Annotated in this window: 16 protein-coding genes; 3 read left to right on the top strand and 13 right to left on the bottom strand. The window is 59.6% G+C overall.

What is annotated here, in order from left to right:
• Nucleotides 1–35: 35 nt before the first annotated feature.
• Entirely contained in the window at nucleotides 36–1196 is a 1161-nt protein-coding gene (locus tag CL546_RS15850; RefSeq protein WP_290496663.1) for a lipid A deacylase LpxR family protein, read from the top strand.
• Nucleotides 1197–1204: 8 nt separating this feature from the next.
• On the opposite strand, the gene CL546_RS15845 is transcribed toward CL546_RS15850, so the two are convergent.
• The 13 genes from CL546_RS15845 to CL546_RS15785 form a co-directional block, all read right to left on the bottom strand.
• The gene (locus tag CL546_RS15845) at nucleotides 1205–1603 is read right to left on the bottom strand and encodes a YciI family protein (RefSeq protein WP_290496661.1); all 399 of its coding nucleotides are present in this window, start codon (nucleotides 1601–1603) and stop codon (nucleotides 1205–1207) included.
• 25 nt (nucleotides 1604–1628) lie between these two features.
• On the bottom strand, nucleotides 1629–2075 hold the full coding sequence (locus tag CL546_RS15840; protein ID WP_290496660.1) for a YybH family protein: 447 nt from the start codon (nucleotides 2073–2075) through the stop codon (nucleotides 1629–1631).
• A gap of 104 nt (nucleotides 2076–2179) precedes the next feature.
• Nucleotides 2180–3436: an RNA polymerase sigma factor gene (locus CL546_RS15835; RefSeq protein WP_290496659.1), complete on the bottom strand. Its 1257-nt coding sequence runs from the start codon at nucleotides 3434–3436 to the stop codon at nucleotides 2180–2182.
• 16 nt (nucleotides 3437–3452) lie between these two features.
• Nucleotides 3453–3836, bottom strand: a complete 384-nt coding sequence (locus CL546_RS15830) for a sirohydrochlorin chelatase (RefSeq protein WP_290496657.1) — start codon at nucleotides 3834–3836, stop codon at nucleotides 3453–3455.
• Nucleotides 3837–3932: 96 nt separating this feature from the next.
• Nucleotides 3933–4556, bottom strand: a complete 624-nt coding sequence (locus CL546_RS15825; protein WP_290496656.1) for a histone deacetylase family protein — start codon at nucleotides 4554–4556, stop codon at nucleotides 3933–3935.
• Nucleotides 4557–4797: 241 nt separating this feature from the next.
• A complete protein-coding gene (locus tag CL546_RS15820; protein ID WP_290496654.1) occupies nucleotides 4798–5124 on the bottom strand; it encodes an arginase family protein in 327 nt (108 codons plus the stop codon).
• A 74-nt stretch (nucleotides 5125–5198) separates the two neighbouring features.
• Complete coding sequence (locus tag CL546_RS15815) at nucleotides 5199–6602, bottom strand: efflux transporter outer membrane subunit (protein WP_290496652.1); 1404 nt, start codon at nucleotides 6600–6602, stop codon at nucleotides 5199–5201.
• Nucleotides 6595–8529 (bottom strand): MacB family efflux pump subunit, encoded by a 1935-nt coding sequence (locus CL546_RS15810; RefSeq protein ID WP_290496650.1) that lies wholly within the window; start codon nucleotides 8527–8529, stop codon nucleotides 6595–6597. The genes CL546_RS15815 and CL546_RS15810 overlap by 8 nt, the downstream gene beginning before the upstream one ends.
• Entirely contained in the window at nucleotides 8529–9695 is a 1167-nt protein-coding gene (locus CL546_RS15805) for an efflux RND transporter periplasmic adaptor subunit (RefSeq protein WP_290496648.1), read from the bottom strand. The genes CL546_RS15810 and CL546_RS15805 overlap by 1 nt, the downstream gene beginning before the upstream one ends.
• Before the next feature lie 220 nt (nucleotides 9696–9915).
• The gene (locus CL546_RS15800; RefSeq protein WP_290496646.1) at nucleotides 9916–10596 is read right to left on the bottom strand and encodes a DUF4336 domain-containing protein; all 681 of its coding nucleotides are present in this window, start codon (nucleotides 10594–10596) and stop codon (nucleotides 9916–9918) included.
• Nucleotides 10597–10655: 59 nt separating this feature from the next.
• A complete protein-coding gene (locus CL546_RS15795; protein WP_007149068.1) occupies nucleotides 10656–10871 on the bottom strand; it encodes a DUF3820 family protein in 216 nt (71 codons plus the stop codon).
• A gap of 109 nt (nucleotides 10872–10980) precedes the next feature.
• Nucleotides 10981–11601: a cation efflux transmembrane domain-containing protein gene (locus tag CL546_RS15790; RefSeq protein WP_290496644.1), complete on the bottom strand. Its 621-nt coding sequence runs from the start codon at nucleotides 11599–11601 to the stop codon at nucleotides 10981–10983.
• A gap of 69 nt (nucleotides 11602–11670) precedes the next feature.
• The gene (locus CL546_RS15785) at nucleotides 11671–12012 is read right to left on the bottom strand and encodes a DUF3703 domain-containing protein (protein WP_290496643.1); all 342 of its coding nucleotides are present in this window, start codon (nucleotides 12010–12012) and stop codon (nucleotides 11671–11673) included.
• Between the two features lie 96 nt (nucleotides 12013–12108).
• On the opposite strand from CL546_RS15785, the gene CL546_RS15780 reads away from it, so the two are divergent.
• Together CL546_RS15780 and CL546_RS15775 are read left to right on the top strand one after the other, a co-directional pair.
• On the top strand, nucleotides 12109–12525 hold the full coding sequence (locus CL546_RS15780) for a MerR family transcriptional regulator (RefSeq protein WP_290496642.1): 417 nt from the start codon (nucleotides 12109–12111) through the stop codon (nucleotides 12523–12525).
• A 185-nt stretch (nucleotides 12526–12710) separates the two neighbouring features.
• Nucleotides 12711–13103, top strand: coding sequence for a hypothetical protein (locus tag CL546_RS15775; protein WP_290496641.1), 393 nt, complete (start codon nucleotides 12711–12713; stop codon nucleotides 13101–13103).
• Nucleotides 13104–13275 lie beyond the last annotated feature (172 nt).

Raw genomic sequence — 13275 nt, 5'->3', positions numbered from 1 at the left:
CTTGCGCGCTCCCGGAGTGAGACGGACACGGAGCCATGACAGAGAACACACGCGACAGCCTTTTTCCTTCCCCCGGTTTCCGGGTTGCCAGCCTACTGGCGATCATCATGCTGGCGAGCCCGGCACTGACCGCTGCCGCGTCCCTGTCCGACACCGCCTCGCCGCTGGCCCGGGCCGCAGACCCGGGACTCGCCGAAATACACCCACGCCAACCCCGCGCTCAACCGGAGCAGGAGCGCGAAAACGGCAGCTGGGCACTGACCCTGGATAACGACATGCTGGTGCCGGGCACCCGTGATCAGGATTACACCTACGGCCTCAGCATGGCCGCCACCGGCACCCGGGCACGGGATTTTCTGCTTTCCCTGGACACCCCGCTGGGCTGGATCGATAGCGCCCTGGGCCTCAATGGCCTGTCCAGTAGCCGGATTCGCGGCCACAGTTTTGAAGCCGGCATTTTCGGTTTCACCCCGGAACAGAAAGAGCGGCCCGAGCCCCTCTACGACGACCGTCCCTATGCCAGCATGATCTATCTTTCCAGCAGCCGCGTGCAGGTGAATCCCGACGACCAGGTGGCCTGGCACAGCACCCTGACACTGGGCGCCCTGGGGCTGGACCTGGCCGGCAATATTCAAAATGGTGTGCACAAGGTCGTCGGCAGTGAACAAGCGGAGGGCTGGGATCACCAAATCAGCGATGGCGGCGAACCCACCGCTCGCTATGCGGTGGCACGGCAGAAAACCCTGCCCATTTCCAGCGACAATCTGGAAGTGAAAAGCACCGTGGAAGGTTCCGTGGGTTACCTCACTGAAGCGCGCTGGAGCCTGAGCTTTCGCGCCGGGCGCCTGCGCAGCCCCTGGTGGCAGAGCAACCCGGAGCTGACCCGCTATGGTGAACGCAACAACACCACCGCCACCAGTGAAGACAACGAGCACTATGTGTGGGGTGGCATCGCGCTGGTCGGCCGCGCCTACAATGCGTTTCTGCAAGGCCAGTTCCGGGACAGCGACGTGCGCTACGACAGCGACGAAGTGAACCATGGCGTCGCCGAAGCCTGGCTGGGTTACACCTATGCCTTCAGCGACGGCTATCGGCTCAGCTATGTCCTGCGCGGCCACACCTCCGAACTGAAAGAAGGGGTGGGCGACCGCAATGTACTGTGGGGCGGTTTGGTATTCGCGAAGACCTTCGACTAGTTCGAAGGTTAGCGTTGCGCAAGCGCTTCGGCGTAGGGCACGGCATCCGACGACTCACCGTAGATGTCACGCACCGGCCGCACCTCGATGCTGCCATAGCGTGCCGGCGGAATACGGCTGGCCACTCGGATCGCATCGTTCAGGTCATTGGCATCGATCAGGTAAAAGCCCGCCAGTTGCTCCTTGGTTTCCGCAAAGGGCCCATCGGTGACACTCACCTGCCCATCACGCAAACGCACCGTGGTCGCCGTGGACACCGGTTGCAGGGCGGAGCCATCCAGCATCACGCCAGACTCCTGCAAGCCGCCGCTGTAGGACTGGCACTCCTTGTTAAGCGATTGCCAGTGATCATCACCACGCTCCTGCATGGCCGCTTCGTTGTAATACACCAGACATAGATATTTCATCACGCTCTCCTGGGCCTGTTAGACCCTAATTAAAGGGTACCGGTGCGTGCTCCGATTGCCACGTCATAATCAGCGACATGTCCTCCGGATTGAACGGGCAGGAAAAGTGTTCGTGCACAATCTTCCACTGGTCACCATCGCGTTTCCACACATGCGTACAGCGCATCCAGCCACCCTGCTTTTCCCCTTCCACGGTGGCACCGCAATGGGTCAGGCTATGCGACACCGCCAGCGAATCGGATGCCTCCACAACCAGGTCGTGCATCTCGAAAAACGGCTCCGCCGGGCAGGATTCCATGCATTTTTTCCAATGCGCCCGATACGCTTTCTCGCCAGATACCTGAATAGCCAGAATGGCATCGAATGAGCGGATAGTCGGGTGATAGAGGGCCATGATCGCCTCGACATCATTATCGGCTGCGCCTTTCAGCCAGCGGCGAGTCTGGTCCTGGATGGTTGCTTCAATGCTCATGTTCAACTCCTTTATGGGTCGGTCACTCATTAGTCGAACCTGAAACCCCGCTTTCGACAGCGCTCCTGTTTTTTTCAACATTCCGCTGGCCGCGGATAAAATCGCTAGCCGGACAGGTCGGCAAGCCGTTGTTGCAGAAAGCGCTTTTCCGCCGGCTGCGTCGCCAATGCCAGCGCTTGCGTGTAGGCCTGAGCCGCCGCGTCCTGATGGCCCAACTGCCGGTGCATATCGGCCAGCGCGGCATGGGCCAGGTGATACCCTTGCAGGGCCTTGTTCTCCATCAGCGGCGCCAGTGCCTGCAAACCAGCCTCCGGGCCATCACGCATGGCCAGCGCCGCCGCCCGATTGAGCGCCACGATGGGCGTCGGCATATGCTGCATCAACAGATCATAGAGCCCGACGATTTCCTGCCAGTCAGTCTCTGCACTGCTGGGTGACTGTGCATGCACTGCCGCAATGGCGGCCTGCAGGGTATAAGGCCCGAAGCGCCGTGACAGCAAGGCCTGGCGCACCAGTTGATCGGCGCGCTGGATTTCCTGTCGATCCCAGAGACTGCGCTGCTGGTTTTCCAGCAACACCAGCTCGCCTTGCGCATCCGTGCGCGTCGCCCTACGGGCATGGTGGAGCAACATCAGCGCCAGCAGGCCCTGGCATTCCGGGTCCGGCTGGTCGGTGCGTTCCGCCAGCAAGGCCAGCACCAGCTCCGCCAGGCGAATCGCTTCCTCACTGAGATCATGGCGCAGCGCCTGCTCGCCAGACGACGCCAGATAGCCCTCGTTGAACACCAGATAGATCACCTGCAGGACCGACTGCAGACGCTCCGCCAATGCCGCGCCTTCCGGCACTTCGTAGGGAATCTTCGCATCGCGGATCTTGCCCTTGGCGCGAACAATCCGCTGGGCCACAGTGGCGGGTTTGCTGAGAAAGGCCCGGGCGATGGCTTCCGTGGTGAGCCCACACACTTCCCGTAATGTCAGCGCCACCTGGGCTTGCGGCGCCAGCCCCGGGTGACAACAGGTGAAGATCAGGCGCAGCCGGTCATCCTCGATGGCCGCATTCTCTATCTCCATTTCCACCGTCGCCTGGGTGGCAAGGTGATCCGCCTGCTCACGCAATAGCGCGTCGTAACAGGCACGGCGGCGTAACTGATCGATGGCCTTGAAACGCCCCGCAGAGACCAGCCAGGCACGGGGATTGTCTGGCACGCCGTCTTCCGGCCATTGCCGCAGGGCAGCGACGAACGCTTCCTGCAAGGCATCTTCTGCCAGATCGAAATCTCCCAGCAGACGAATCAGCGTCGCCAGTACCCGGCGGGATTCGCTGGCAAAAATCCGTTGAAGCGTGGTTTCCATGTCATCCATGACAGCCGGTTCCGGGTCAGTTTTCCTGTTCCTGAAGATGTTGCACCACCAGCGGTGCGAGCCCGACGGCACTGCCAAAATAGTGCATCAATTCGATATCCAGATCAGGAAAACGCTCGCGGGCCTCTTCAATTTGTGCCGGAATATCCTTTCCCACGTGTTTCCCCTTGTTGAAGAACAACGGGTAAAGCTGCACGGTTTTCACCGGCTGATGTTCCAGCTGTTGAATCGCTTCAATCAAAGAGGGAGTCGCCAACTCGAGAAAACAGGGCAATACGGCCACGTACTCCTGCCCGGCGGCGTGGGCAGATTCCGCCACGGTGTCCACCAGCACACGAAACTCGTCGTTGGCCGTTTCACTGCGGCTGCCATGGGCCATGATCAACAGGGCTTTGGACATGAGAGCTCCTTCGGAGCAGTTGAAAGTTAAAAGTGGAAAGTTAAAAGCGACACAAAACGTAATGTCATATCACCGGCCCTGACCGCGTTTGAACTTTTAACTTTCAACTTTCAACTCAAAAGCTTGCTCTATAACGATGGCATGGCGCTGCGCCAGCGCGTCACGATCATCATCGTAGCCGCCCCCGATCACCGTGGCCACAGGAACATTCCGCTGACGGCAACGGGCAAGGACACCCCGGTCGCGATCGGCGATACCCTGCTCGGAAATATGCAGGCGCCCCAACGGATCGTGCTGAAAGATATCCACGCCGGCGTCATAAAAAACCAGATCCGGCTGCACCCAATCCAGCAATTGCTCCAGCGTCTCAAACACCGTATCCAGATAATCCTGATCCGTCATGCCCAGCGGTAACCCCACATCCAGGTCGCTTTTCATCTTGCGTACCGGAAAGTTTTTTTCGCAATGAATGGAGCAGGTAAACGCCCGAGGCTCATCAGCCAGCATGGCTGCGGTGCCATCGCCCTGATGCACATCGCAATCAAACATCAGTGCTTTTTTCACCACGCCCCGGTCCAGTAACTGACGCACCGCAAATGCCTGATCATTGAAGATGCAGAAACCGGAACCGAAATCGTAGTGGGCGTGGTGGGTGCCGCCGGCCAGATGACAGGCGATACCCTGCTGCAGTGCCAGCTGCGCGGTCATCAAGGTGCCCATAGCAGGCTGCTGCCCCTCCCTTGTGTGCTCAGTCTTTCAGGCTGGCTCGTAATCTAGGCGCAATGTTGAAGGTGTGTGTCCACCCATCGAGAAATTGCAACAACGAGTACGGGCCAGCCTGGAAGACCCGAAGCACCCGTTCGGGCATAAAGGCGCGGCCTGAAACGCACATCTGCTGCGCCTTGCCTCTAGGAAAGGGAGCCACCCTAACCGTCGAGACAAGACACAACAGCTGCACGTTTCAGGCCACGCTGAGCACGCAAGGGAGGGGCAGCAGCCTGCCAGGCGCAATGCAGGAGCGCTTCATCAAGGCTTCGCTCCACGGCAACCCCATGCGACGTAGCGCCCTGGCATCCAGCGTCCCGTCCACCATGGCCGAGACGTATTGCGGGCAGTGAGCCTGACTTAACAGTGTCGCCTTGGCCCGGCCGGGGCGGAACTCGTTATCACCATGGGCAATGCCCCGGCTGCGCAGATGGCCATGCAGCCGAGCAAATTTCTCCATGGGGAAACGGTGTTTGCCGGGAAAGGGAAAGCTGTATTCGGGATGATAAACAAGCGGCAGCACGGGCGACCTGACAGGCTGGAGTCGATCGCCGTATTGTGTCGGTTAGCGGATCAAGCGGCAAACCAAGGGCCACATCAGGATTCCACTGGCGCCTTGCTCCCTTCATCCCCCTCACCCCCTTCACCCAATACCCGGTACAGGGTGATGCGCGACTGATACTGGTTATAGATCAGATCCAGGCTGTTCTGGCGGGCACTGTTAAAGCTGCTTTGCGCGCTGAGCACATCGGTGAGTTCGGTTTCTCCTTCCTGATAGCGCACCTGCGCCACCCGATAGGCTTCCTCGGCTTGCCGGTATGCCTCTTCACGATACTGTTGTTGCTCGGCCAACCCCTGCACATTACTCAGCGATTGTTCCACTTCCTGCAGGGCCACCAGCAAGGTGCCGGTATAACTGGCCACCTGCTCTTGCCAGGCGGCCTTGCTCTGATCGATCCGCGCATTGCGGGCGCCGCCATCAAACAGGGTTTGCGCCAACGACACGCCCAGGCTGTACACCGCATCGCCATTGAACAACGACGACAGGGCGCTGCTGGCATAACCGCCACTGCCAGTGAGCGTGATGGAGGGCCAGTAGTCCGCCCGGGCGGCGGCCACGGAATAGTCCGCTGCCATCAGGCTGGCCTGGGCCTGGGCAATATCCGGGCGCTGGGCCAGCACCTGATCCGGCAAACCGGCCTGAATCTCCGGCAGCTGCAGGTTGCTCAGGGTACCGCCGCCCACCTGGAATGCCTGCGGCATTTCTCCCACCAATACCGCCAGCGCATAACGGCTTTGCCGCAACTGGTGACGCAAGGACGGTAACTGCGCTTTCACATTGGCAACCACGGTTTTCTGCTGGGCCAGATCCTGGGGAGAGACAGCACCGTTCTCCACCTTGGCCTGCACCACATCCAGCACTTGCTGGGCCAACGCCAGGTTTTCTTCCGACAGCGCCAGGTTGTCCTGCAGATACAGTACCTGCAGATAGGTATTCACCACACTGGCAATCACGGTGAGCTGCACGGTATCGCGACTGAACTGGCTGGCCAGCAGGGAGGCCCGCGCCACATCACGGCTATTGCGAAGCTGCCCCCACAGGTCCAGCTCGTAGCTGGCACTCACGGAGGCGTTGTAACTTTCACTGCTACCGCTTTCGCCGAATACACCACTGCGGCTGCCCCCGGCGCCCAATCCCAGGGTCGGGAACAGGGCCGAACCGGCCTGACTGAGTTGCGCATCCGCCTGCTCGACCCGCGCCGTCGCCGCCAGTAAATCCGTGTTGGCCGCCAACGCCTGGTCCACCAACCGATCCAGTTCCGCACTGTTGAACTGCTGCCACCATTGCGGGTGATGCACCATGGCTTCGCTGGCCTGCTGCTGGTTAAGCCACTGTGCCGGCATGCTTTGTTCGGGCGCCTCCAGTCCGGACCGCATGGCGCAGCCGGATAACAGAACAAAAACCGTCACCCATGCCACCTTGTTCATTGCCTTAGTCATTACTGAGTGCCTCCACAGGGTTCAGACGCGCGGCCTTCAACGCGGGGGCAAAGCCAAACAACAGGCCGATGCCAGCGGCGCAAACAAAAGCAGCCACCATCACCGATACCGAGAACACAATGGCCATGCCGAAAGCGTCCAGCAGCCAGCCCACCAAAACCCCAATCACCACACCGATCACTCCGCCCAGCGCAGACACCACCACCGCTTCGGTAAGAAACTGCTGCAGGATATTGCGCTGACGAGCGCCGGTGGCCATGCGGATACCAATTTCGTGAATGCGCTCGGTGACACTCACCAGCATGATGTTCATCACTCCGATCCCCCCCACCAATAATGAAATCGCCGCGATGGAGCCCAACAGCAACGTCAGGGTGTTCTGGGTTTCCGAGACCATATCCAGCAAGGACGCCATATTGAAAACACGCACATCCTCCTTACCGTGACGCTGGGTCAACAGGTTAACCGCTGCGGTTTCGGTCTCATCGATGGCGGTAACGTCATCCACTGCCAGGGTGATGGAACGCAGATAATTCTGGCCGAACAGCCGCAGGGTGCCGGTCGACAAGGGCACGAACACCACATCGTCCTGATCGTCTCCCCAGTCGGTGGCACCCTGACTACCCATCACGCCAATAACCTGAAACGGGATGCTGTCGAGCAACAGAAACTGGCCCAAAGGATCACTGTCCGGGAACAGGTTGTCTTTCACCGTCTGCCCAATCACTGCCACCGGCGCGTAGCTGGCTTCATCACTGCTGTTGAAATACACCCCTTGCACCGGCTGCCAGTCGCGCAAGCTGGGGTACTCCGCACTCACCGCCTGCACACTGGTAGAAATGTCCTTGCCGTTGGCCCGCGCCGTTACGCCGCCGGAAATTTCCGGTACGGCAACGCGAATATTGGGCAGGGCTTTCAGGGCGTCGGCATCCTCCGGCACCAGGGTGGCGATCACCCCGTCGGCAACACGCTGCTGCCCCCGGTCCGGCCGGATCACCAGCAGGTTCACGCCACGCTCGCCAATGCGCGCCACCACGTCTTCCTTGGCGCCCTGACCAATAGCCAGCATCACGACGACCGACCCCACGCCGATCACGATGCCAAGCAAGGTAAGTAAAGTGCGCAGCCAGTTGGCGTGTAATGAGCGCAACGCCATTACCACCGATTCCAGCACTTCACCCAGGTCAGGAAAGCGGCTTTCCTGCGGCGGTTCCGGCACCGCATGGGCCGCTTCTACCCGGTGCGGGCGGCGACGTCGATCATCAATCACGTTACCGTCGCGGATTTCCACTATCCGGTCTGCATGTTCGGCCACTGCCGCGTCATGGGTAATCACGATCACCGTGTGGCCCTGTTCCGCCAGCGCCTTGAGCTGGCCCATCACCGCCTCGCCACTAACACTGTCCAGCGCACCAGTGGGCTCATCGGCGAGAATCACCTTGCCGCCATTCATCAATGCACGGGCAATCGACACCCGCTGCTGCTGGCCACCGGATAATTGGTTGGGGCGGTTTTCCAGTTTGTCGTGCAACCCCAGATCACTGAGCAGGGCCTGCGCCCGTTGCTTGCGATCATCCCGGGACAGCCCCGCATAAATGGCCGGCAAGGCCACATTTTCCCAGGCGCTGGCAGTGCCTATCAGGTGATAGCTCTGGAACACGAAACCGAACATCTCCCGACGCAGCCAGGCCAGTTGCTCGTGGTCCATGTCCGTCACCGCCCGCCCGGCAAAGCGGTAAGCGCCGTCGCTGGGTTGATCCAGGCAACCCAGAATGTGCATCAGGGTGGATTTACCGGAGCCGGAGCTGCCCATGATCGCCACGAATTCCCCCGCGTCGATGGACAGGTCGATGCCGTGCAGCACTTCCACCTCTTGCTCACCGGCAGGATAGCGTTTACGAATGCCAGCCAGTTCAATCAGCGCCATCAGAACAGCCCACCGCGACGTCGCCCACCTTTTTCGATCTCACCTCGCAGCGGGCTGGCCTGTGCCTGTCCCAGCACAACGGTGTCACCTTCCTGCAAACCATCACGGATCACCCTGCGCACCCGATTGCTGATGCCCACTTTCACCGGCTGGCTGAGTGAGTGACCCTCACCGTTTAACACCTGCACCTGCCATTGGCCGCGCCCGGCACGCTTCACTGCGGCCACCGGGACATGCAGAACATCCTTGGCCGAGTGCACCACGAAAAACACCTGGGCAGTCATGCCAGACATCAGCTGGCCTTGCGGGTTATCGATGTCGAATTCAGCGGTGTACAGCACCACATTGTTGACCACTTCCGGGGTGGGCAGCACCTGGCGCAGGGTACTGTCATAACGCACATCACCATTGCCCAGGGTATTGAAGTACACCGGCATCCCCGCAGAGAGACTATCCACATCGGCCTCGGACACCTGAGTGGAAATGGTCATGGTGGTCAGGTCAGCGATACGCATCAGCGTGGGGGTGGTCTGGTTGGCGTTCAGTGTCTGCCCTTCGCGAGCTTCCAGGCTCACCACGGTACCGCTGCGCGGCGCATAGATTTTTGCGTAGCCCAGGCTAGCCTGATCCCCTTCTACACTGGCCTGCTTCTGGCGAATCTGGGCCTTGAGTACCTTGATCTGGGCACGGGTAATGGCCAGCGTGGAACGGGCACTCTGGAAAGCATCGTCACTGGTGGCGTTGGCATCACGCAACCGCTGCTGACGCTGATACTGCAACTCCGCCAGCTCCAGTTCTGCCTGCCGTTGTTCCTGTTGCGCACGCAACGCTTCCAGTTCTGCCAGGCCCGCATCCACTTGTGTCTGCTGTACCGACGCATCAATTTCCGCCAGCAACTGGCCCTGCTCAACGCTGTCACCCACATCCACGTGCAGCTGCGTCAGCTGGCCGGAGACCTGAGCGCCCACGTCAACATAATCCCCCGGTTCCAGGGTACCCAGAGCGGTGACCAGCTCTTCCACATCGCCACGCTCTACCTGAGCCGTTTTCCACTGCACAGCAGGCGCCGACGCGAGCCCCCAGCGCCAGCCCGCAAGCAGCAGGCACACGATCAGAATGACAAACGAAAGAGCCATTTTCGGATAACGGCGAATCCAGCGGGACATGGGCGATTCCACAAACCAGTAATGATGGTTGGGGAATATAGCGGGAAAAGTTGCAAGAAATGTGGAGGGGAGGGGAACAAGCTACAAGCGGCAACGCGGGTTGGGAGGCGCGGCCACACGTTGACCACTCTGCCCGCGAAAGATCAGTTGAACGTTCAAAGTGAAAAGTTGAAAAGAAAAACCGGGGGAGCTTTTCCCGCACCCCCATCCAAGCTTGTAGCTAGAACAACCATTCCATCCCATGGCGAACCTGGTTACGGGCGTTTTCAGCGATAACATCACCGTGGGCCAGGCTGAGTGTTTCGAAGGGCCATTCCAGAATGCGGGTGACGCTGGCCCGAGCCTTGCGACGGTTCAGATACACCAAACGCAGAACCGGATGCCAGCCCGGGGTCTTCCACAAACCGCCCAGCTTCAGATACCAGCGGGTAAAACCGTGCTCACACTGATGAAAGTTTTCTATCAAATCCGCAGCAATCAGGGTTTTGCTGGCCTGATGGTAGAACACGGTCTCGTGCAACATGGAGCCTTCAATAAAGACCAGCTCAAAGTCATCGCCCCAATCCGGATGGGGCGTTTCCGACAGTACCGCATCCAGCGACAGATCCTTGCGCTTGCTCGCCAGTTTCGCCGGCCCGTGCAGCACCGCCTGCGGATAGCGCTGCTTCACTTCTGCGGCAAAAACATGGTGAAACAGGTTGGGACAAACAATGTGGGTGACCTCGCCCAACGCCGCCAGCTCCTGGGCCAGAGACTCATCCACCGGCACCGGGGAATGCAACAGCAAGCCGCCAGCAGACAATTTGACCACCGTCATGCGGGCGCCCACGTGTAGCCCCATAAAACTATGGGGAACCGAATACGCCCACACATTATTGGCAACAACATCGAGTAACGGCACAGCTGGCTCCTGAATATGGTAATGCCCTCAGGATACCTGCTTGATTCAGCGGATACAGCCTATTTACGCAACGGTTCCAGCAGGTTTTCCGTGCCGTCCATTTTCAGCATCAAGGCCAGCGCCATCAGCCGCCCCAACTCCCCCTTCGGAAAGCCTTTTTTGGTGAACCACAGCAGATAAGGCTCAGGGAGATCAATCAGCACCCGCCCGGCATATTTACCAAACGGCATGGTGCGTTCGACCAGAGCAGTCAGGTCTTCCTGTTTGAAATCCATAGGTCTCAATCGTGATGGCAGAGGAAAAAGCCGTATTGGCAGCGGCGCCGCCAATACGGCCATGCAGCGTACCGCCCTGCTCACTCACCGCCAAGCCCCATCGCTTTTCTCAATCGTCGCACCGGTCACCCATCGCTGATTCGCTGCTGGCCTGGCGCAGAATCGAAATGGCGCTATGCGTAAACAGCCCGGCAATGGCCACGGCCACCAGCAGGTCCGGCCAACGGCTATCCAGCCAGAACACCAGGCTGCCAGACATCAGCACCGCCAGGTTGGCCAGCGCATCGTTGCGCGAACACAACCAGGCGGAGCGGATATTGGCGTCGCCCTGACGATGGCGCAGCAATAACAGCGCACTCACCACATTAGCGGCCAGCGCCACACTGGCCACCCCCATCATCAGCTCAGCCTGTGGCGCACTGCCCTGTAACAGCGCCCAAACGCTGTTCGCCAGTACCAGCACGCCCATTACCAATAACGACACACCTTTAATGCGCGCGGCACGTACCCGCCAGGCCATCGACTGTCCCAGTGCCCACAGTGTTAACCCATAGGTGGCGGTATCGCCCAGGAAATCCAGCGCATCGGCCTGCAATGCCCGTGAATCCGCCAGCACCCCGGAGGTCGCTTCCACCACAAACATCACGGCATTGATGGCCAATACGACCCATAACACCCGCTGGTAAGCCGGTGCCGGGTTTTCCACTATCTCGTGATCACAACAACCCATGTTTTCTCTCCTGTCTCTTTGCACCCAGCGCAGCGCCGGGTCCGGGGATAATGTGGGGAGCACTCAGCATCAGCGCCCATCCATCACGTCGCGCAGCGCATCGGGAATCGGCATGGGCTGCAGCGGGTTCACATTGGCCCCACCGGTATTGCCGGTGGGCACCCACACCCGCGACATCACCAGCGCCGCCAACAGTCGCAGCACCTGCCCACGGATTTCCCGCACCTCACGGCGTTGCCATCCCACTTTCAGCATCCACCAGTGAGTCAGGGTATGGGCGCCAACCCGCCGCTGACCCAGAATATGCGCCCGCTCCAGTTGCGCGAACGCTCCGCTCCAGTTCTGCCTGGCATAGGCGCACCGTGCCGCCGCCATGGCGGCACCAAACGCCCGCTGCTGTCTCTCCTGCATCGCCGTGCTCCTTGACTCCGTTTCACCTTGGCCCCATTTAAAAAGCTATAGTGACTACAGGTTCAAGTCCGATTTTCCCTTTGTGATGAGGTAATCATGTCTACCCTCTTTTCCATCGGCACTCTCAGCGACGCCACCGGCTGCAAGGTGGAGACCATCCGTTACTATGAAAAAATTGGCCTGATGCCCGAACCGGCCCGCAGTGAAGGTGGCCAACGGCGCTATCACCGCAACCATCAGGAACGGCTGCAGTTTATTCGCCACAGCCGGGAGCTGGGTTTCACGCTGGAAGACATTCGTGAACTGTTAGCCATGAGCGAACAGCATGGCTGTGCTGATGATATCGCCCGCCGTCATCGGGACGCCGTACAAAACCGCATCAGCGCACTGACCGCCCTGCGCAATGAGCTGGACCGGATGATTAGTGAATGCGAGCAAGGACAACCGGGCGAATGCCGGGTAATTGAAGTGTTGAGCGACCACGGACAATGCCTGACCGACCACGGCGGCTAGAGAGCCTCTGAAAAACGTCTCACGTGCTCAGCGCTCTGACCGGATTGAAGCTGACACTTTTACAACAGGTTCTATACCGATATACCCCATATGGGGGAGGCGGATTTTCCCCATCTTTCTAAAATTATTGTGTCTGGCTCGTTGATCGAGTCGTTGATATCGATAACGAAGGAAGGGGAAAAATCATGAAATGGACCATTGGCATTGCCGCACTCTTCGCCTCACAGTTTGCTGCCGCTGATTATTATTCCAGCGTCGACGATGACACCTGCTGGGATGCCCGGAACAGTAGCGGCGGCCCCTGCATGGTGGTGCACAAAACCAAATGGAGTGAGTACAGCAAGGACAACTTCATCATTACCTACCGCAACACCTGCAGTCACCGCATCTATGCCCGCTTCTGCAACGAGCGCAAGAACGGTTCCGAGGATTGCGGCGCCTCCGGCATCGGTGCGGGCAATACCAAAAGCTGGTCCACCCACAATGCCAATGGCCGCTACAGCTACAACTCGATTGGTGTGGTAAAAGGCTCCAAGGATTGGGTCTGCACCGGCAAGGTGTCTAACTGGCACGACTGACGCACTGCATATCGCCAAAAGCTGTCACGTTTAAGCCCGGCTTCCGGGCTTAAACGTATTGCCGGTTTCCCACTCCGGGGTTCGCGCCTCAAGAGGCACTCCTACCGAAAAGCCGACGCCCCCTGACCTGTGAGGACGGTGGTCCCACCGCGATGCAGACAACGTTGGTTAA

The organism is Alcanivorax sp. (genome assembly GCF_002726155.1).
Lineage (GTDB): Bacteria > Pseudomonadota > Gammaproteobacteria > Pseudomonadales > Alcanivoracaceae > Alcanivorax.
The sequence above is the reverse complement of the archived record's forward strand: the minus strand, read 5'-3'. Positions and strand labels throughout refer to the sequence as shown.